This window comes from Acidovorax sp. LjRoot66, from assembly GCF_964253305.1.
Taxonomy (GTDB): Bacteria; Pseudomonadota; Gammaproteobacteria; order Burkholderiales; family Burkholderiaceae_C; genus Acidovorax.
Window position 1 is genome coordinate 4,586,537 of the sequence record NZ_CAXUQU020000001.1, and the last position, 20,143, is coordinate 4,606,679.

General features: G+C 67.1%; 13 protein-coding genes and 6 tRNA genes. 6 read left to right on the plus strand and 13 right to left on the minus strand.

The window, feature by feature from the left end:
- Nucleotides 1-132 precede the first annotated feature (132 nt).
- A complete protein-coding gene (locus tag ACSQ3Y_RS21540; protein ID WP_436178825.1) occupies nucleotides 133-837 on the plus strand; it encodes a class I SAM-dependent methyltransferase in 705 nt (234 codons plus the stop codon).
- An 87-nt stretch (nucleotides 838-924) separates the two neighbouring features.
- On the opposite strand, the gene purL is transcribed toward ACSQ3Y_RS21540, so the two are convergent.
- Entirely contained in the window at nucleotides 925-4,920 is a 3,996-nt protein-coding gene (purL, locus tag ACSQ3Y_RS21545; RefSeq protein ID WP_436178826.1) for a phosphoribosylformylglycinamidine synthase, read from the minus strand.
- A gap of 411 nt (nucleotides 4,921-5,331) precedes the next feature.
- Between purL and map the strand changes: the two genes are divergently transcribed.
- Both map and ACSQ3Y_RS21555 read left to right on the plus strand, forming a co-directional pair.
- Nucleotides 5,332-6,147, plus strand: coding sequence for a type I methionyl aminopeptidase (gene map, locus ACSQ3Y_RS21550; protein WP_057203586.1), 816 nt, complete (start codon nucleotides 5,332-5,334; stop codon nucleotides 6,145-6,147).
- Nucleotides 6,148-6,228: 81 nt separating this feature from the next.
- Nucleotides 6,229-8,820, plus strand: coding sequence for a [protein-PII] uridylyltransferase (locus tag ACSQ3Y_RS21555; protein WP_436178827.1), 2,592 nt, complete (start codon nucleotides 6,229-6,231; stop codon nucleotides 8,818-8,820).
- A 3-nt stretch (nucleotides 8,821-8,823) separates the two neighbouring features.
- Here ACSQ3Y_RS21555 and paoC read toward each other — a convergent pair whose 3' ends face one another.
- The 5 genes from paoC to ACSQ3Y_RS21580 all read right to left on the minus strand — a co-directional run bounded on the left by paoC (nucleotide 8,824) and on the right by ACSQ3Y_RS21580 (nucleotide 14,950).
- Nucleotides 8,824-11,031 carry an aldehyde oxidoreductase molybdenum-binding subunit PaoC gene (gene paoC, locus ACSQ3Y_RS21560; RefSeq protein ID WP_436178828.1) on the minus strand — a complete coding sequence of 736 codons (2,208 nt, stop codon included), beginning with the start codon at nucleotides 11,029-11,031 and terminating at the stop codon, nucleotides 8,824-8,826.
- Nucleotides 11,032-11,034: 3 nt separating this feature from the next.
- Nucleotides 11,035-11,985 carry an FAD binding domain-containing protein gene (locus tag ACSQ3Y_RS21565; protein ID WP_436178829.1) on the minus strand — a complete coding sequence of 317 codons (951 nt, stop codon included), beginning with the start codon at nucleotides 11,983-11,985 and terminating at the stop codon, nucleotides 11,035-11,037.
- Nucleotides 11,982-12,638 (minus strand): aldehyde dehydrogenase iron-sulfur subunit PaoA, encoded by a 657-nt coding sequence (paoA, locus tag ACSQ3Y_RS21570; RefSeq protein ID WP_436178830.1) that lies wholly within the window; start codon nucleotides 12,636-12,638, stop codon nucleotides 11,982-11,984. Before paoA ends, ACSQ3Y_RS21565 begins: the two co-directional genes overlap by 4 nt.
- A gap of 119 nt (nucleotides 12,639-12,757) precedes the next feature.
- Nucleotides 12,758-13,960 carry a serine hydrolase domain-containing protein gene (locus tag ACSQ3Y_RS21575; protein ID WP_436178831.1) on the minus strand — a complete coding sequence of 401 codons (1,203 nt, stop codon included), beginning with the start codon at nucleotides 13,958-13,960 and terminating at the stop codon, nucleotides 12,758-12,760.
- 9 nt (nucleotides 13,961-13,969) lie between these two features.
- The gene (locus ACSQ3Y_RS21580) at nucleotides 13,970-14,950 is read right to left on the minus strand and encodes a Bug family tripartite tricarboxylate transporter substrate binding protein (RefSeq protein WP_436178832.1); all 981 of its coding nucleotides are present in this window, start codon (nucleotides 14,948-14,950) and stop codon (nucleotides 13,970-13,972) included.
- A gap of 118 nt (nucleotides 14,951-15,068) precedes the next feature.
- Between ACSQ3Y_RS21580 and ACSQ3Y_RS21585 the strand changes: the two genes are divergently transcribed.
- The 3 genes from ACSQ3Y_RS21585 (at nucleotide 15,069) to ACSQ3Y_RS21595 (ending at nucleotide 17,655) form a co-directional block, all read left to right on the plus strand.
- The gene (locus tag ACSQ3Y_RS21585) at nucleotides 15,069-15,977 is read left to right on the plus strand and encodes a LysR family transcriptional regulator (protein WP_436178833.1); all 909 of its coding nucleotides are present in this window, start codon (nucleotides 15,069-15,071) and stop codon (nucleotides 15,975-15,977) included.
- A 145-nt stretch (nucleotides 15,978-16,122) separates the two neighbouring features.
- Nucleotides 16,123-16,758 (plus strand): YbhB/YbcL family Raf kinase inhibitor-like protein, encoded by a 636-nt coding sequence (locus ACSQ3Y_RS21590; protein WP_436178834.1) that lies wholly within the window; start codon nucleotides 16,123-16,125, stop codon nucleotides 16,756-16,758.
- A gap of 12 nt (nucleotides 16,759-16,770) precedes the next feature.
- Nucleotides 16,771-17,655: a helix-turn-helix transcriptional regulator gene (locus ACSQ3Y_RS21595; RefSeq protein ID WP_436178835.1), complete on the plus strand. Its 885-nt coding sequence runs from the start codon at nucleotides 16,771-16,773 to the stop codon at nucleotides 17,653-17,655.
- Between the two features lie 158 nt (nucleotides 17,656-17,813).
- Here the strand turns inward: ACSQ3Y_RS21595 and ACSQ3Y_RS21600 are convergent.
- The 7 genes from ACSQ3Y_RS21600 to gltX form a co-directional block, all read right to left on the minus strand.
- Nucleotides 17,814-17,890 (minus strand) — tRNA-Asp (locus ACSQ3Y_RS21600).
- Nucleotides 17,891-17,942: 52 nt separating this feature from the next.
- Nucleotides 17,943-18,018 (minus strand) — tRNA-Glu (locus ACSQ3Y_RS21605).
- 40 nt (nucleotides 18,019-18,058) lie between these two features.
- Nucleotides 18,059-18,134: transfer RNA gene (locus ACSQ3Y_RS21610), tRNA-Ala, on the minus strand.
- Nucleotides 18,135-18,179: 45 nt separating this feature from the next.
- Nucleotides 18,180-18,256, minus strand: a tRNA-Asp gene (locus tag ACSQ3Y_RS21615).
- A 58-nt stretch (nucleotides 18,257-18,314) separates the two neighbouring features.
- Nucleotides 18,315-18,390, minus strand: a tRNA-Glu gene (locus ACSQ3Y_RS21620).
- A 36-nt stretch (nucleotides 18,391-18,426) separates the two neighbouring features.
- A tRNA-Ala gene (locus ACSQ3Y_RS21625) sits at nucleotides 18,427-18,502 on the minus strand.
- A 99-nt stretch (nucleotides 18,503-18,601) separates the two neighbouring features.
- Complete coding sequence (gene gltX / locus ACSQ3Y_RS21630) at nucleotides 18,602-20,026, minus strand: glutamate--tRNA ligase (protein ID WP_057203596.1); 1,425 nt, start codon at nucleotides 20,024-20,026, stop codon at nucleotides 18,602-18,604.
- Nucleotides 20,027-20,143: the final 117 nt, after the last annotated feature.

Genomic DNA, 20,143 nt, shown 5'->3' on the forward strand with positions numbered 1-20,143 from the left:
CGGCTACATGCAAAGTAGGCCAGGAGCCCATTGCGGGCCACGCAAGGAAGCCCCTACAGGCCAAAAGGCGCATACTTGGCGCTGCACCACCAACCTTTGGGGTCCCTTGATACCGGGCTTCTCGCCCGGGCCATGCCAGGCTACCTCACCAAGCAAGACAGCGTCCCGATCGCGGGCGCTGCGAATCTCATCATCCGTTCGCTGCTGGACAGGCAGCAGTTCTCTGACCCGCTGGGCGAAGCCGAGCGGCTCGGCATTTCGTCGGCCCTGTGGCCGCTGTTCGGCATGCTGTGGCCCTCGGGCACGCAACTGGCTGAGCGCATGGCCACCCGGCCGCTGAAGGCGGGCGAGCGCGTGCTGGAGATCGGCTGCGGCCTGGGCCTGGCCAGCCTGGTGTGCCACCGGCGCGGCATGGACATCACTGCCAGCGACGGACACCCGCTGGCCGACCGCTTTTTGCTGGAGAACCTGCGGCTGAACGCCCTGCCGCCCATGAAATACTGCGCCGGCCACTGGAACCCACCCGAAGGCACCGAGGGCGACGGCACCGCCGCCAGCACCGTGAGCGGCCAGTTCGACCTGATCATGGGCAGCGACGTGCTCTACGAGCGCGACGCACGCGCCACCCTGGCCGGCTTCATTGACCGCCACGCCGGCGTGGGCGCCCAGATCTGGATCGTGGACCCGGATCGCGGCAACCGCAGCGCCTTCCACAAGCAGATGGCCGTGTACCGATTCGCCGTGGTGGAAGAGCGCCTGGACCACCCGGCCCTGGACGACCGCCCGGCCTACAAGGGCCGCCTGCTGGTCTACCAGCGGCCTGCACTGGCCAGTTGAGACAGCAAACGGCTCGCCCATGAAAAAACGGGGCCGAAGCCCCGTCCCTTGATCCCGGTCACGGCCTGAACGGCCGTACCCACCGGATCAGCCGACCCACTTGCGGGCATTTTGCCAAAGGCGCATCCACGGGCTCAGCTGGCTGCGGTCTTCGCTGGTCCAGCTCATCTGCACGTTGCGGAACACGCGCTCGGCGTGCGGCATCATGGCCGTGAAGCGGCCGTCGGCCGTGGTCACGGCGGTGAGGCCGCCCGCGCTGCCGTTGGGATTGAAGGGGTACTGCTCGGTGGCCGCGCCGTGGTTGTCCACATAGCGCATGGCGGCAATCGCCTTGTCGGCATTGCCCCGGTAGCGGAAGTTGGCGTAGCCCTCGCCATGCGCCACGGCGATCGGCAGGCGGCTGCCGGTCATGCCCTGGAAGAACAGGCTCGGGGATTCGAGCACCTCCACCATCGACAGGCGGGCCTCGAAGCGCTCGCTCTGGTTGGTGGTGAAGCGCGGCCAGTCCTGCGCGCCAGGGATGATGTCGGCCAGCTCGGCAAACATCTGGCAGCCGTTGCACACGCCCAGGCCGAAGGTGTCCGCGCGGCCGAAGAAGCCCTGGAACTGCGCCGCCAGCACGGGGTTGAAGGTGATGCTGCGCGCCCAGCCGATGCCGGCGCCCAGGGTGTCGCCATAGCTGAAGCCACCGCAGGCCACCACGCCCTTGAAGTCCGCCAGTTGGGCACGGCCGGTCTGCAGATCGGTCATGTGCACGTCGTAGGCCTCGAAGCCCGCCTCGGTGAAGGCGTAGGCCATCTCGATGTGCGAGTTCACACCCTGCTCGCGCAGGATGGCGACCTTGGGGCGTGCCAGGTTCAGGTAGGGCGCGGCCACGTTGTCGGCCGTGTCGAACGTGAGGTGCACGTGCATGCCGGGGTCGGCCGGTGCGCCTGCGGCGGCGTGCTCGGCATCGGCATTGGCGGGGTTGTCGCGCTGCTGGCAGATCTTCCAGCTCACGGCGTCCCACACCTGGTGCAGGTCGGCCAGCGGGGCACTGAACACGGCCTTGGCATCGCGCCAGACCTGCAGCTCGCCCTTGCCGGCGTCGATGGTGGACGACACGGGCCGCGTCTTGCCCACGAAATGGCTGAAGCGCGACAGATTGTGTTCGCGCAGCAGTTGCATCACGTCGTTGCGCTCGGCGGTGCGCACCTGCAGCAGCACGCCCAGCTCTTCGTTGAACAGGGCCTTGAGCGTGAGTTCTTCGCGGCGCGCGCTGACCTGGGTGGCCCAGTTCTTGGCGTCGCCGGTTTCCATGCGGCTGTCGCTGATGCCGTCGCCTTCGGTGACCAGCAGGTCCACATTGAGCGACACGCCCACGTGGCCGGCAAAGGCCATTTCGGCGGCAGCGGCCAGCAGGCCGCCATCGCTGCGGTCATGGTAGGCCAGGATCTGGCCCTTGGCGCGCAGCGCGTTCACGGCGTTGACCAGGTTCACCAGGTCCTGCGGGTCGTCGAGGTCGGGCACCACATCGCCGCTCTGGTCCAGCGTCTGCCCCAGGATGCTGCCGCCCATGCGGCTCTGGCCCTTGCCCAGGTCGATCAGCACCAGGGTGGTGTCGGCTTCGGTCGCGTCGAGCTGCGGCGTGAGCGTGCCGCGCACGTCGGCCAGCGAGGCAAAGGCGCTGACGATCAGGCTCACGGGCGAGGTGACCTTCTTCTTGTCGCCACCCTCTTGCCACTGCGTGCGCATGGACAGCGAATCCTTGCCCACAGGGATGGAGATACCCAGCGCCGGGCACAGCTCCATGCCCACGGCCTTCACCGTGGCGTACAGCGCCGCGTCTTCACCGGGTTCGCCACAGGCGGCCATCCAGTTGGCGCTGAGCTTGACGCGCGGCAGCTCGATGGGCGCGGCCAGCAGGTTGGTGATGGCCTCGGCCACGGCCATGCGGCCCGATGCGGGGGCGTTGATGGCGGCCAGCGGCGTGCGCTCGCCCATGCTCATGGCCTCGCCGGCAAAGCCCTTGTAGTCGGCCAGGGTCACGGCGCAATCGGCCACGGGCACCTGCCAGGGGCCCACCATCTGGTCGCGGTGCGACAGGCCACCCACCGTGCGGTCGCCAATGGTGATGAGAAAACGCTTGGACGCCACCGTGGGGTGGGCCAGCACGTCGATCACGGCCTTTTGCAGCGGCACGCCGGTGAGGTCCATGGGGGCGAACTGGCGCTCCACCGTGGCCACGTCGCGGTGCATCTTGGGCGGCTTGCCCAGCAGCACGTTCATGGGCATATCGACGGGGTTCTTCTGGTCGCCACTGGCCACGGCCGTGTCGTCCAGCACCAGCTGGCGCTCTTCGGTGGCGGTGCCGATCACGGCGAACGGGCAGCGCTCGCGCTCGCAGAAGGCCTGGAACTGGGCCAGCGAACCGGGGGCGATGGCCAGCACGTAGCGTTCCTGGCTTTCATTGCTCCAGATTTCCTTGGGCGCCATGCCCGATTCTTCGAGCGGCACGGCGCGCAGGTCGAAGCGCGCGCCGCGGCCAGCGTCGTTGGTCAGCTCGGGGAAGGCGTTGGACAGGCCGCCCGCACCCACGTCGTGGATGGCCAGGATGGGGTTGGCATCGCCCTGCGCCCAGCAGTGGTTGATGACCTCCTGTGCGCGGCGCTCGATCTCGGGGTTGCCGCGCTGCACGGAGTCGAAGTCGAGCTCGGCTGCATTCGTGCCGGTGGCCATGGAGCTGGCGGCACTGCCGCCCATGCCGATGCGCATGCCGGGCCCACCCAGCTGGATCAGCAGCGAGCCGGCGGGGAATTCGATCTTCTTGGTCAGGCCCGCGTCGATCACGCCCACGCCGCCCGCGATCATGATGGGCTTGTGGTAGCCGCGCTGCACGCCTCCCACGTTCTGCTCGTACTCGCGGAAGTAGCCCGCCAGGTTGGGCCGGCCGAATTCGTTGTTGAACGCCGCGCCGCCCAGGGGGCCTTCGACCATGATCTGCAGCGGGCTGGCGATGTGCTCGGGCTTGCCGACCTCGCTGCCCCAGAGCTTGGAGACCGTGAAGCCGGTCAGGCCCGCCTTGGGCTTGGAGCCCCGGCCGGTGGCGCCTTCGTCGCGGATTTCACCGCCCGCGCCGGTGGATGCGCCGGGGAAGGGAGAGATCGCCGTGGGGTGGTTGTGCGTTTCCACCTTCATCAGCACATGCTGGAGAGCCTCGCTCTTGGCATAGCCCACCGTGCCGGCATCGCCCATGCGCGCGAGGAAACGCTCGACCTGGTGGCCTTCCATCACCGAGGCGTTGTCCGAATAGGCAATCACCGTGTGCTGGGGCGCCAGCTGGTGGGTGTTGCGGATCATGCCGAACAGGCTCTTGTCCTGCGCCACGCCGTCGATGGTGAACTCGGCGTTGAAAATCTTGTGACGGCAGTGCTCGCTGTTGGCCTGGGCGAACATCATCAGCTCGACGTCGCTGGGGTTGCGCGCCAGGCCGGTGAAGGCGTTGACCAGGTATTCGATCTCATCTTCGGCCAGGGCCAGGCCGAAGCGGGTGTTGGCGGCCTCCAGCGCGGCACGGCCGCCGCCCAGCACATCCACATGCTCCATGGGGGCGGGCTGCAGCTCGGTGAACAGCGCTGCGGCGCCGCTGCGGTCGGCCACCACCGATTCGGTCATGCGGTCGTGCAGCAGGGCCGCGACCTGGGCCACCTGGTCGGCGCTCAGCTCGGGCGTGCCGCCCAAGAGGCCGGGCTTGAGAGCCACGCGGTATTCGGTGATGCGCTCCACGCGGCGGATCGCGATGCCGCAGTTGCGCGCGATGTCGGTGGCCTTGGAGGCCCAGGGCGAGAGCGTGCCCAGGCGCGGGGTGACGACGATGACGGCACCGGTTTCGGGGCCGGCGTAGGGGTCGCCGTAGGTCAACAGGGCCGCCAGGCGCTCCTGCTCTACCGCCGAAGGTGCCGCATCGGTGGCCACCAGGTGCACGAAGCGCGCTGCGATGCCGGTGATCTTGGGGTGGATGGCCTCGAGGGCAGGCTGGAGTTGCTGGGCGCGAAAGGTGCTGAGGGCGTTGCCGCCCGCCAGCGTGGTCATGTGCAAGGTCACGGTAGCGGCCTGTTGGGGTGTGAGGGGTACGGGGGCGCCGTCGCCATCCGAAAAACGCAGGCTTGGTGGCGGTTAGCCTCCCATTTTAACCGGCGTCGCCCCACCGCATGCGGCAGCAGAACCTGTTCACGATCTCCCAGGGGTCGCGCAGCGGCCTTGGCGGGTGGTATGCAAGGCGCGGTGTGCAGTTGATAGCCCGTCTATCAACAAGCACCGCAACGCCGCAGACCGCCCGCCAAGGCCACTGCCCGAAGGGTTGGAGCGAAATCGGGCGATTGGAGGCCCCGGCTGCTTGCATGGGCATGAGCCCATGCGGCGCATCCGAAGCATCCACTCATCCCGATTGCGCTCCAACGCGATCCCCTGCGAGGTCGTGAACAGGTTCTTCACCGCAATGGGATAATCCCCTCCATGAGCATCACCATCAAAACTGCACAGGACATCGAGGGCATGCGCGTCGCCTGCCGCCTGGCGTCTGAAGTGCTGGACTACATCGCCCCCCACATCAAGCCCGGCATCACCACCAACGAAATCGACCGGCTGGCCGCCGAATGCATGGTCCAGCAGGGCACTATTTCGGCCACGGTGGGCTACCAGCCGCCGGGCTACCCGCCCTACCCCAAGTCGCTGTGCACCTCGGTCAACAACGTGGTATGCCATGGCATTCCCAACGACAAGCCCCTGAAAAAGGGCGACATCGTGAACGTGGACGTCACCGTGATCACCAAGGAGGGCTGGTACGGCGACAACAGCCGCATGTACCTGATCGGCGAAACCTCCATCGCCGCCAAGCGCCTGTGCGCGGTGACCTTCGACGCCATGTGGCACGGCATCGTGCAGGTCAAGCCCGGCGCCCACCTGGGTGACATCGGCCACGCGATCCAGAAGTTTGCCGAAGGCCTGGGGTTTTCCATCGTGCGCGAGTTCTGCGGCCACGGCATCGGCCAGCGCTTCCATGAAGAGCCCCAGGTGCTGCACTACGGCAAGCCGGGCACGCTCGACGAACTCAAGCCCGGCATGGTGTTCACCATCGAGCCCATGATCAACGCCGGACGCCGCGAGGTGAAGGACCATGGCAACGACGGCTGGACCATCGTCACCAAGGACCATAGCCTGTCTGCCCAGTGGGAGCACACGGTGCTGGTCACCGAGACGGGCTACGAGGTGATGACGTTGTCGGCCGGCTCGCCGCCGCTGCCGTCCTTTGTGACCGCCACAAAGACATAAAAAGTCAGCGGGAACCCCGCTGCGCACGACTCTTGCGTGGAACACTGCATGGCCATATCGACTGCAACGCCCCTATCGTCCATGACCGAAATCCACGCCCTTCGGGACGCCTACCGCCGCGACAAGGCGGCGCTGATGGCCTCCATCCAGGCCACGGGCGCGTCCACGCGCGGCATCCGCGTGCTGCTGCGCAAGCTTTCCACCCTGGCCGGCAGCCTGCTGCAGGAGCTTTGGCACCGAGCCGAGCTGCCCCCCGACCTGGCCCTGGTGGCGGTGGGCGGGTTCGGGCGCGACCAGCTGTTCCCGTATTCCGACGTGGATGTGCTGCTGCTGCTGCCCGACGACCGGGCCGCCGATGGCTGCAGCGTGCTGCGGGCCCAGCTCGAAGCCTTCATCGGCAGCTGCTGGGACGCGGGGCTGGAAATCGGCTCCAGCGTACGCACCGTTACCGAATGCCTGGCCGAATCGGCCGCCGACGTGACGGTGCAGACCTCGCTGCTCGAAGCGCGGCAGATCTGCGGCAGCACCGGGCTGTTCGCGCAGTTCCAGGTGCAGTACCGCGCACAGATGGACCCGCAGGCCTTTCTGGTGGCCAAGACGCTGGAGATGCGCCAGCGCCACAACAAGTACGAGAACACCCCCTACGCGCTGGAGCCCAACTGCAAGGAGTCGCCCGGCGGCCTGCGCGACCTGCAGATGATCCTGTGGGTGGCCCGCGCGGCCGGCCTGGGCAGCACCTGGAAGGAGCTGGCCACCAGCGGCATGGCCACCGCCTTCGAGGTGCGCCAGATTGAGCGCAACGAGGCCGTGCTGTGCCTGATCCGCGCGCGCCTGCATGCCGCAGCCGGCCGTCACGAGGACCGCCTGGTGTTCGACCTGCAGACCACGGTGGCCGAATCCTTCGGCTACCGCTCGCAGGCGCCCGACGGCTCACGCCTGCCCATGCGCGCCAGCGAGGCCATGATGCGCCGCTACTACTGGGCGGCCAAGGCGGTCTCGCAGCTCAGCCAGATCCTGCTGCTCAACATCGAGGAGTCGCTCAACCCCTCGGCGCACGAACCGCGCCCCATCAACGAGCGCTTCTTCGAGAAGTCGGGCCTGATCGAGGTGGCCAGCGACGACCTGTACCTGAAGGACCCGCACGCCATCCTGGAGACCTTTCTGCTCTACCAGACCACCGTGGGGCTCAAGGACCTGTCGGCCCGTACCCTGCGGGCCCTGTACAACGCCCGCAGCGTGATGGACGGGGCCTTTCGCAGCGACCCGGTGAACCGCGCCGCCTTCATGCGCATCCTGCAGCAGCCCGCCGGCATCACGCATGCCATGCGACTCATGAACCAGACTTCGGTGCTGGGGCGCTACCTGTGGGCGTTTCGCGGCATCGTGGGGCAGATGCAGCACGACCTGTTCCACGTCTACACGGTGGACCAGCACATCCTGATGGTGCTGCGCAACGTGCGCCGCTTCTTCATGGCCGAGCATGCGCACGAATACCCCTTCTGCTCGCAACTGGCCGGCGGCTGGGACAAGCCCTGGATCCTGTACCTGGCCGCGTTGTTCCACGACATCGGCAAGGGCCGCGGTGGCGACCATTCGCAGATCGGCGCCATGGAGGTGCGGCGGTTCGCCCGCCAGCACGGCGTGGACCGCGAGGATGCGCAGCTCGTCGAATTCCTGGTCAGCGAGCACCTGGCCATGAGCCGCATCGCGCAAAAGGAAGACCTGAGCGACCCCGACGTGATCGCCGCCTTTGCCAAGCGCGTGGGCAATGAGCGCTACCTCACGGCGCTGTACCTGCTGACGGTGGCCGACATCCGCGGCACCAGCCCCAAGGTGTGGAACGCCTGGAAAGGCAAGCTGCTGGAAGACCTGTACCGCGCAACCTTGCGCGCCCTGGGCGGGCGGGCACCCGATGCCGCCGCCGAGGTCGAGGCGCGCAAGCGCGAGGCCCTGGTGCTGCTGGCCCTGAGCGCCCTGCCCTTCGAGGCGCACAAGGCCCTGTGGGCCACGCTGGACGTGAGCTACTTCATGCGCCACGAGGCCGCCGACATCGCCTGGCACACGCGCCACCTGTCGCGCCACGTGGGCGCGCCGCGCGCCGTGGTGCGTGCCCGCCAGTCGCTGGCCGGCGACGGCCTGCAGGTGATGGTCTACGCGCCCGACCAGGAAGACCTGTTCGCCCGCATCTGCGGCTACTTCGACCGCGCGGGCTTCAGCATCCTGGATGCGCGCGTGCACACGGCCAACAACCAGCATGCGCTCGATACCTTCCAGATCGTGGCCGACGACCAAGCCGGCCACTACCGCGAGCTGACCCACATGGTGGAGAGCGACCTGGTGCATGTGATCGAGGAAGGCGGCCCGCTGCCCGAGCCCACGCGCAAGCGCGTGTCGCGGCGGGTCAAGAGCTTCCCCATAGCCCCGCGCGTGACCCTGCGCCCGGACGAGAAGGCCCAGCGCTGGCTGTTGGCCATCTCGGCCAGCGACCGCGCGGGCCTGCTCTACCTGGTGGCCCGCGTGCTCGCCAACCACCACCTGAGCGTGCAACTGGCCAAGGTCAGCACCTTGGGCGAGCGGGTGGAAGACACCTTTTTGGTGCAGGGGCCCGAGCTGCAGAACAACGCGCGGCAGATCCAGATCGAAACCGAGCTGCTGCGCGAGCTGTCGAACTGATCTTCAGGCCACTTCAGGCAGCTTGTCGAGCAGCTTGTCCAGCGTGACGGGGTAGTCTCGCACCCGCACGCCCGTGGCGTTGAAGACCGCGTTGGCCACAGCCGCCGCCACGCCGCACAGGCCCAACTCGCCCACGCCCTTGGCCTTCATGGGCGAGGAGACCGGGTCCGTCTCGTCCAGGAAGATCACCTCCTGGTGCGGGATGTCGGAATGCACCGGCACCTCGTAGCCTGCCAGGTCATGGTTCACGAAGAAGCCCTGGCGCTTGTCCACGGCCAGTTCTTCCATCAGCGCCGCGCCCACGCCCATGGTCATGGCGCCGATCACCTGGCTGCGCGCGGACTTGGGATTCAGGATGCGGCCGGCGGCGCACACCGCCAGCATGCGGCGCACGCGGATCTCGCCGGTGGCCATGTCCACCCCCACCTCCACGAAATGCGCGCCGAAGGTCGATTGCTGGTACTTCTTGTCCAGGTCGCCGTATTCGATGCTGTCCTCTACCACCAGTTCGCCACCCACGGCGGCCTCGGCCAGCGGTACGGAGCGCTCGCCCGAGCGCACCATGCCGTCGGCAAACACGGCGCCATCGACCGGCACGCCGAGCTTCTGGGCCACGGCCTCGCGCAGCTTCACGCAGGCGGCGTACACGCCGGCAGTGGACGAGTTGCCACCCCACTGCCCACCCGAGCCGGCCGACACGGGGAAGGCCGAGTCGCCCAGGCGCACCATGACCTTGTGGATGGGCACGCCCATCATCTCTGCAGCGGTCTGCGCGATGATGGTGTACGAGCCGGTGCCGATGTCGGTCATGTCGGTCTCCACCGTCACCACGCCTCGGCTGTTGAGGCGCACCCGCGCGCCCGACTTCATCACCATGTTGTTCCGAAACGCCGCCGCCACCCCCATGCCCACCAGCCAGCGGCCATCGCGCACCTGGCCGGGCTCGGCCCGGCGCTGGCCCCAGCCAAAGCGCTGGGCACCGGTGCGCAGGCACTCGATCAGCTGGCGTTGAGAGAAGGGACGCTCGGGCTTTTCCGGGTCGACCTGGGTGTCGTTGATGATGCGCAGCTCCACCGGGTCGATGCCGAGCTTGGTGGCCATCTCGTCCATGGCGATTTCCAGCGCCATCAGCCCAGGGGCTTCGCCGGGCGCGCGCATGGCATTGCCCTCGGGCAGGTCGAGCACGGCCAGGCGCGTGGCGGTGAGCCGGTGGGCGCCGGCGTAGAGCAGCCGTGTCTGGTTCACCGCCGTCTCGGGCTTGCCGTCCGGCAGATCGCCCGACCAGCTCTCGTGCGCAATGGCGCTGATCTTGCCGTTTTTGGCGGCGCCAATGCGGATGCGCTGGATGGTGGCGGGCCGGTGCGTGGTGTTGTTGGCCACCAGCGGCCGCTGCAGCGCCACCTTCACGGGCTGGCGCGCCGCCTTGGCGCCCAGGGCGGCCAGCAACACGTCGGCACGGATGAAGAGCTTGCCGCCAAAGCCGCCGCCTACGAAGGGCGAGACCAGGCGCACATTCTCCTTGGGGATGCCGAGCGTCTTGGCCAGGTCGCCCACGCTCCAGTCGATCATCTGGTTGGAGGTCCACACCGTGAGCTTGTCGCCCTTCCACGCCGCCGTGGAGGCATGCGGCTCCATCATGGCGTGCGAGTGGTCGGGAGTGGTGTAGGTCGCATCGTGCTGCACCGGTGCGGTATCGAAGGCTTTCTCGAAATTGCCCTTGCGCGTGTCGGCGGGCGACCCATCCTGTTCGGGCGGCTTGTGCGCCGAGGGGCGGGCCGCAGCCAGATCGAAACGGCCGTTGGCGCGGCTGTACTGCACCTTCACCAGTTGCGCAGCCGCCCGCGCCTGCTCGAAGGTCTGTGCCACCACCAGCGCAATGGCCTGGTGGTAGTGCGCGATCTCGGGGCCGCCGAGCAAGGCGGCAGTGTTGAACTGGCCCTTGCCGAGCTTGCCCGCTGTCTGCGCCGTGACGATGGTGATCACGCCCGGCGAGGCCTGTGCGGCGCGCAGGTCCATGGACTCGATGCGCCCCTTGGCGACGGCCGCGCCGACAACGACCCCGTAGGCGGCGTTCTGCACCGCGTCGTGGCGCTCGTAGGCGTAAGGGGCGGTGCCGCTGGTCTTCATGGGCCCGTCGATGCGGTCCATGGGCTGGCCAATGAACTTGAGCTGATCAATGGGGTTGGTGGTGGCGGGGGTATCGAACTTCATGGCTCAGCTCCTTGCCTGCAACAGTACGGCGGCGATGGTCCGCTCGGCCAGCGTCAGCTTGAAGGCGTTGTCGTGCGCCGGCTGCGCGCCAGCGAATAGCCTGGCCGCCACGGCCTTGGCACCCAGGGGCATCTCGGCCTCGGCGGCCGCCACGCGCCAGGGCTTGTGGGCCACACCGCCCAGGGCGATGCGGCCGGTGCCGTTGCGGTTCACGATGGCCGCCACCGAAACGAGCGCAAACGCATAGGACGCGCGGTCACGCACCTTGCGGTAGATGTGGGTGCCGCCCACGGGCTTGGGCAGCGTGACCGAGGTGATGAGCTCACCCGGGGCCAGCACCGTCTCCACATGCGGGGTGGTGCCGGGCAGGCGGTGGAAGTCGGCGATGGGAATCACGCGCGTGCGGCCATCGCCGCGCACGGTCTCCACCGTGGCGTCGAGCACGCGCAGGGCCACGGCCATGTCGCTCGGGTGCGTGGCGATGCAGGCCGCGCTGGTGCCAACCACCGCATGCTGGCGTGTGACCCCGCCGATGGCGCTGCAGCCGCTGCCCGGCTGGCGCTTGTTGCAGGGCATGTGGGTATCGTAGAAATACGGGCATCGCGTGCGCTGCAGCAGGTTTCCGGCCGTGGTGGCCTTGTTGCGCAACTGGCCCGAGGCACCGGCCAGCAGTGCGCGCGAGAGCACCGCGTAATCGCGCCGCACGCGCTCGTGTGCGGCCAGGTCGGTGTTGCGCGCCAGCGCGCCGATGCGCAGGCCGCCTTCGAGCGTGGGCTCTATCCCGTCGAGCTGCAAGGCGTTCACGTCCACCAGGTGCACGGGGTTTTCGATCTGCAGCTTCATCAGGTCCAGCAGGTTGGTGCCGCCCGCGATGAACCTGGCGCCGGGTACGCGTTCGACGGCGGCGGCCGCCTCTGCGGGGGACTGGGCGCGTTCGTAGGTGAAGGGCTTCATGCTTTTGCTCCCGCCGCCACTTCGGTGATGGCATCCACGATGTTCGAATAGGCGCCGCAGCGGCAGATGTTGCCGCTCATGCGCTCGCGCAGTTCATCGGCCGACAGCAGGGGCCGCGCCGTGAGGTCGGCGCTCACGTGGCTCGGGATGCCCCGGCGGATCTCGTCGAGCACGCCCACGGCAGAGCAGATCTGCCCCGGCGTGCAATAACCGCACTGGTAGCCGTCGTGCTTGACGAAAGCCGCCTGCATGGGGTGCAGGTTGCGCGGCGTGCCCAGGCCTTCCACGGTGGTGACCTGCGCTCCCTCGTGCATGACAGCCAGGGTCAGGCACGAATTGATGCGCCGGCCATCCACCATCACCGTGCAGGCACCGCACTGGCCATGGTCGCAGCCCTTCTTGGTACCGGTAAGGTGCAGGTGCTCGCGCAGCGCGTCGAGCAGCGTAGTACGGGTGTCCACCTCCAGCTCGCGCGGCTGGCTGTTCACGATGAACGTGACCTTGGACATGGGGGTGGGCACGGTGACGCCGGGCGGCTGGGACGCCACGGGTGTCTGGGCGTCGGCGGGCATGGCGGCTGTCGCCGCGCCGGAAGCGGCGCCGACGATCAGCAAATCGCGCCGGGAAATCGGCAGCGCAGTCGCTTGTTGCATGTTTTTGTCCTGTGGGGGCGGATCAATGCATGCTGGGCGCTGCAGACTGCCACGCCATGGCGGCCGTGTCCTGATTTTCTGTAGGACCAGGCCCCGCCCTCTCCAAGAGACCTTGCGGGTCAGGCCCTGCAGGCCTGGATGAAGCTGTGCAGCTCCGCATCCCGGTCGTGCTCGTGTGCGCCCACATAGCGCGGCTCGGGGTACACCGCCAGATTCACCACCACTAGCTTTTCGGCGCGGTGGATGTAGATGCGTTGGCCCGAATGGCCCATGGCCAGCATGGCGCCGTCATCGGTCAGCCACCAGCCAAAGCCGTAGCCCGTGACCCCCAACGAGCGCCGGGCGGGATGAAAATCCTCGGGGATGTCGAAGGCGCGGGTGCCCATGGTGTCCACCCAACCCGGGGGCAGGATGGCCGCGCCATCCAGCACGCCGTCCGCCGCGACCAGCGACGCCAGCCGCCCCATGTCGCGCAGCGACATACCCGCGCGGCTGCCCGCGATCTCCTGGCCGCCCTCGGATTCGAGCGTGTAGTACGCATCGTCCTCCATGCCGCAGGGCTGCCATACGCGGGCGCTCATGTAGTCGGCCAGGGTCTGCCCCGTGGCCGCACACAGCACGCACCCGAGCAGGTAGGTATCGCCCGTGTTGTAGTGCCAGGTGCTGCCGGGCGCGTGCTGCGGGGGCAGGGCCTGCAGCATGCGCAGCACCCCGCCCGGCACCTTGTCCGCGAGCGACTTGCTGTAGCGGTTCACGTCGGACTGCTTGTCGGTGTAGACCTCGGACCAGGCCACCCCTGAGGACATGGTCATCAACTGCCGCACGGTGACCTCGGCGTAGCCGGATGACTGCATCTGCGGCAGGTAGCGCACCACCGGGTCGTCCACGCTGCCGATGGCGCCATCGCGCACGGCAGCGCCCACCAGCAGCGCCGTCATCGACTTCACGGTGGACATGGTGCTCCAGCGCTCACCCGGCTGCAGGCCCAGGCCATAGCGCTCGAGCACCACCTGGCCATCGCGGATCACGAGCAGGCCGGCCACGCTGTTGCGGTCCATGAAGTCCTCGACCGTGCGCGTCTCGCCCGCGTGGGCATAGTGCAGCTGCAGTTCACGGCCACGCACAACAGGTCTGGCTACTGGGCCACGCCGGATGGTGCGCGTGGCAAAGAGCTGGTCCACGATGCGGTAGCCATAGGCCTGCAAGGGGGGCGACCAGAGCAGGAAGTCCTCGCTGCGTGGCAGGTGCACCCTGGGTTGGGCGGTGGGGGCCGTGTCGATGGAAGGAGAAAAAGGCATGTCGGACACCGTATTGCGCTGCATGAAGGGTGCTCACTCGTTCTGGATGCCCAGGCGCTTGATGATCGGACCCCATACCAGGGCCTCGTCCTGCATGGTCCTGGCGACCGCTTCGGGGCCCAGGGCCGTGGGCGGGTCCATGAACAGCGCGTCCATGCGGGCCTTGACGGTCGGGTCGGCCCAGAACTTCTTCGTCTCGGCATTCAGCAGCGCCACCACCTCTCTGGGTGTGCCCTTGGGCACCATCAACCCATACCAGCCGCCGGCAGGGAAGTCCTTGAGCCCGGCTTCGTAGACCGTGGGCACATTTGGCAAGGCCGGTGAGCGCTGGCTGCCGAACACCAGCAACGGCACCACCTTGCCGCCCTTGGCCTGGGGCACCACGCTGGTGATGGCATCGGCCGTGACCTGGGTCTCGCCGCCCATGAGCCCGACCATGGCGGGGGCCGCGCCCTTATAGGGCACGTGGGTCATCTGCAGGCCATAGTGCTGCGCCAGGAACTCGACGTTGAGGTGCGTCGAATTGCCCTTGCCGGCGGAGCCGTAGTTGAGCGAGTCGGGCTTGGCCCGGGCCAACTTGACGAGGTCCTCCAGCGACTTGATGCCCGATGCCGGGTTGGCCACCAGCACCTGCGAGGTGCCCGCGAGCATCAGCACCGGATCGAAATCCTTCACCGGGTCGTAGGCGAGCGTCTTGTATGAGAAGCGGTTGAGCGACATGTTCGACGTGCTGCCGAACAGGATGGCGTAGCCATTGGCAGGCTGCTTGGCGACGTAGCTGGCCGCAATGCCGCCATTGGCACCGGGCTTGTTGTCGACCACCACGGGTTGCCCGAGCGATTTGCCCACATGGTCGGCCCAGGCCCGCGCCAGGCCATCTGCGGCACCGCCCGCGGCCACCGGCACGACCACGGTGATGGCCCTCGACGGATAGGCCTGCTGGGCCTGCAGCGGCATGGAGGCCAGAGCGCAAAGGCCCATCGCCAGGCTTGCGAGAAGAGGATGTGAAACCATGGATCGCCTTCGCATTGAGTTGATTGCAGGGCAATGCTAAGCAGCGCAAACCATGCCGTCCAATGCATAATTATTTGAAATTGCATTACCATTTCTCATATAAACCACAGCCGTCGCCATGAATCTCCAGCAGTTCGAGCACTTGCTCGCCGTCGCCGAAACCGGCTCGTTCAGCCGGGCGGCCGAGCAGCTGCACCTCACGCAGCCTGCACTCAGCCGCAGCATCCTGGCCATGGAAGACGAGCTGGGTGCCCCGCTCATCGAGCGCGCCGGCAAGCGCAAGGAGCTCACGCCGCTCGGTGTTCTGGTCGCTGCGCGCGCCCGGCGCATCGGGCTGGAGCTGTCAGAGCTCAAGCGCAGTGCCAGCCTGCTGGCGGACCTGCAGATCGGCACCGTGAAGCTGGGCCTGGGCCCCGCACCCACGACGATGCTGGCCGTGCCGCTGCTGCAGCACATGCTTGCGCACCACCCGCGCATCAAGGTGCAGCTCTCCAGCGGCCCAGCAGAGCTGCAGTTGCAGAGCCTGCGCGCCCGGGGCCTGGATGCGCTGGTGATCCACCGGCGCTCCCTGCCCCCGTACGACGACCTCAACGTGGCCCTGTTCCCGGAAATGCGCCTGGGCTTCGTCTGCCGCAGCGGCCATCCGCTGCAGGGAGCCGCGCAGGTGTCGTTCGCCCAGTTGCGCCAGTACCCGCTGGCCGCCAGTGGCACGGGCCTGAGCGACGAGGCGGTGCAAAGCCTCAATGCCCATTTCGGCCAGTCCGTGCACTTCAACGAAGCCATCCAGCTCCAGTCAGACGAGGCGGCCTGCCTGCTCGAAGTGGTGCGCACCACCGACGCCGTGTTCCTGGGCGCCATCGAAGTCGCACGCGCGCCCATCGACCGGGGCGAACTGGCGGAACTGCGGCTGAGCCGCCCGCTGCGGCTGACTTCGCAGTTTGCCTTCGTCACGCTGGAAGGCGTCACCGAGCCCCCTGCCTTGAAGGTGGTGCGGGAGTTTTGCGCAGAGCGGATGCACGACCGCTGACGGCACGGCCACCACGCAAAGGCTCAAATATCGTCACATTGAGCGGATCGGGAGTCCATTTAATTGGCTCTGGGACGTCACCGGCGCGGCATGTCCCTAGAATTCGCCAACACCCATCCTTCACCCCCAACACAGGACACAAGCCATGCAACTCACCAGCCAAAGTTTTCAAGACGGCCAGGCGATCCCTGGCGAATTCGCGTTCGCGGTGCCCGACGCCGCCACGCACGTCGCGCTGTCATCCAACCGCAACCCGCACCTCGCCTGGAGCGGAGTGCCCGAGGGCACCCAGTCGTTCGTGGTGGTCTGCCACGACCCGGACGTGCCCAGCCGCGGCGACGACGTGAACCAGGAGGGCCGCGAAGTGCCCGCAGCGCTGCCGCGCGTGGACTTCTTCCACTGGCTGCTGCTCGACCTGCCGGCCGATACCCGGCAGATCGCGGCGGGCAGCCATTCCGACGGGGTGACGCCGCGCGGCAAACCCGGCCCTGCCGCACCCGGCGGTGCGCGCCACGGCATCAACGATTACACCGGCTGGTTCGCGGGCGACGAACAGATGAAGGGCGACTACCACGGCTACGACGGCCCCTGCCCACCGTGGAACGACACACTGGTGCACCACTACATCTTCACGGTCTATGCCCTGGCCACGCCGACACTCGCGGTCGCGGGCCCGTTGACGGGCGCCAGCGTGCGCGCGGCGCTGGCCGCGGCCCCGGTGCTGGGCCAGGCCAGCATCATGGGGCTGTACAGCCTCAATCCTGCGGTGTCGGTGGGCTGATCGACAGGCCCAATGGCGCCCACGCAGGTCTTTGCTACCGGCACACGCTCGCTGCAAGGAGCCAGCGGCACGTCCGTGCCCTGGCAGTTCCCATCGGGTGCGCCTGTGCTGCGGCGCAGTCTGTGCACGCTGGCGCAGCCCTGCCTGAAACAGCCGCAGCACACGCCGCGTTTCGTGTTCCACGAGGCTGCGGTGGTGCTGGTGACGGCAGGCCGGCTTGATCTCGACGCCGGCGTTGCACAGGAGGCAGTGGACTCACCGGCATCGCTGCTGCTCGTCGAGCCCAACACCCGCGCGGACCTCGTGAAGACACCAGGTGGCAGCGAACAGCGCTTTCGCTCGATCCTCTTGACGCTCGCCTCCCCGCTGCTGGAGGCATTCCATCGCGCCCGCTCACCCGCCCCAGCGGACCGGCAGCCGCACCCAGCCCCGTTTCGGCAACTGCTACTGGACGACGACCTCGCCTCGACCTTGCGGCACGTGCATGCCAGCGTCGAGGTGCAGCGCGTGGGCGATGAGCGGCTCCAGTACCGGCTGATGGACCTGCTTGCAGCCTTGGCTGAACGCGGCCATGTCTTTGCGCCAAGCGCGCAGCACAGCACCGCCGGACGTCTGCGCACCCTGATTGGCGAGGCACCCGAGAGGCGCTGGACAGCCCATGAGGCCGGGCGTGCGCTCGCCATGAGCGAAGCCACGCTGCGCAGGCGCCTTGCGAACGAGCGCGAGCGCTTTGACAATCTGCTGGTTGATGTGCGCATGCACCACGCGATGATGCTGGTGCAGACCACGTCGTGGAGCATCCCGCTCATCGCGCAGGCCTCGGGCTACCAGTCGCGTGCGCGCTTTGCCGAGCGCTTTCGCGCGCGCTTCGGCTACCTGCCCTCATCCGTTCGCTGAACCGGAGCCCCCTCCCCCGAAAACAGCTTATCGGTAAATCAGCGACAACGCAGCTTGAATACCAGCCAGCGCGGCCGCGCGATCTAGCCGGATTAATACCCAAGCCGCGCGAGAAAAGAAAAAAGGGTTACGCCATTGCTGACGTAACCCTTTAATGATGGCGGAGTGGACGGGACTCGAACCCGCGACCCCCGGCGTGACAGGCCGGTATTCTAACCAACTGAACTACCACTCCTGGTAGATAGCTTTCGCCTGCATCTTTGTGACACAGGCCAAGCGCTACAACTTGGCGACCCTACGGGGATTCGAACCCCGGTACTCACCGTGAAAGGGTGATGTCCTAGGCCTCTAGACGATAGGGTCAAAACCTTGGAACCAACTCACTGACTGACTCAACAAACCGTGGTGGAGGTAAACGGGATCGAACCGATGACCTCTTGCATGCCATGCAAGCGCTCTCCCAGCTGAGCTATACCCCCACAAACCCCTGTGCGCCACCAACGCGACACACAACGGCAATAAACTGGCGGAGTGGACGGGACTCGAACCCGCGACCCCCGGCGTGACAGGCCGGTATTCTAACCAACTGAACTACCACTCCTGGCAGGCAGCTTTCGCTTGCAGCGGTGTTGCCACCACACAAGCCAAGCGCTACAACTTGGCGACCCTACGGGGATTCGAACCCCGGTACTCACCGTGAAAGGGTGATGTCCTAGGCCTCTAGACGATAGGGTCAAAACCTTGGAACTTGCGAACCGTTTCCGATGTAAGTGGTGGAGGTAAACGGGATCGAACCGATGACCTCTTGCATGCCATGCAAGCGCTCTCCCAGCTGAGCTATACCCCCACTTGAAGTGGCCGAAAATCTCTTTTCAACCACTCTTTTCAGACTTCATTCACACTGTGTATGTCGTCTTCATCAGAGCCTTGAATTATAGACAGGTTTTTAGCGGTTTTGCAAACGAACGCCAACTTTTTCGCGTCCAACCAATTCCAGCACCGCATCGACCGATGGAGTATGCGCCGTTCCGACCGTCAGCACACGCACGGGCATGGCCAGTTGGGGCATCTTCAGGCCCTGTGCAGCCAGCACCTGCTTGAAGGCGGCGCTGATCGCAGCCTTGTTCCACTCGCAAGTGGCCAGTGCTGCAGCCAACGCATCGATGGCGGGGGCGATGGCCTCGGTCACATGCTGGGCGCGCTCGGCTTCGTTGGGAGTCACGTCGCCATAGAACACCTGGGCCCAGTCGGCCAGGGCCACCGTGGTGTCGCAGCGGTCCTTGAACAGTGCGCAGATGCGGGGCAGGCGGCCATCAGCCAGCTCGGCTGCGGCCACGCCGCGCTTTTGCAGCAGGGCCGACACCAGGGCAGCCAGGGCCTCGTCGTCCATGGCCTTCAGGTGCTGGGCGTTCACCCAGCGCAGCTTGGCCTCGTCGAACTGGGCAGCGCTGCGCCCCAGGTGGTCGAGGTTGAACCATTCCAGAAACTGCTGGCGGCTGAAGATCTCGTCGTCGCCATGGCTCCAGCCCAGGCGGGCCAGGTAGTTGACCATGGCGTCGGGCAGGTAGCCCTCGTCGCGGTACTGGGTGACGGGCTTGGCGCCGTTGCGCTTGCTCATCTTCTCGCCCTGCTCGTTCAACACGGTAGGCAGGTGGGCGTACACCGGCGGCTCCTTGCCCAGCGCGCGGAAGATGTTGATCTGGCGCGGTGTGTTGTTCACATGGTCGTCACCGCGGATCACGTGGGTGATGGCCATGTCGATGTCGTCCACCACCACGCAGAAGTTGTAGGTAGGCGTGCCATCGGGGCGCGCGATCACCAGGTCGTCGAGCTCGTCGTTGCTGATCTCGATGCGGCCCTTGACCTTGTCGTCCCAGGCGACCACGCCGCCCTGCGGGTTCTTGAAGCGCAGCACCGGCTGTACGCCTTCGGGGATGGGCGGCAGGGTCTTGCCGGCCTCGGGGCGCCAGGTGCCGTCGTAGCGCGGCTTTTCCTTGGCGGCCATCTGCGCTTCGCGCAGGGCATCGAGCTCGGCGATGCCCATGTAGCAGGGGTAGACCAGGCCGGTGGCCTTGAGGTCTTCGAGCACGGCGCGGTAGCGGTCCATGCGCTGCATCTGGTAGAACGGGCCCTCATCGGGCTGCATGCTCAGCCATTCCATGCTTTCCAGAATCACGTCCACCGCAACCTGGCTGGAGCGCTCCACGTCCGTGTCTTCGATGCGCAGGATGAAGTCGCCGCCCATGGCACGCGCGAAGGCCCAGGGGTACAGGGCCGAGCGGATGTTGCCCAGGTGGATGAAGCCGGTGGGCGATGGCGCAAAGCGCGTGCGCACGCGGCCGGTGGCGGGGGTGTTGTTCTGGTCGGTCATAGGTCTTGCTGGGTGGACCGCCCTGCCCTGCCGCGGTAAAGGCAGGCGCGAAGGCGGCGGTCAATGCCGGTAATGATAAGTGCCGCGCCACAGGCTCCGGGGTTGCGCCCCGGTTCC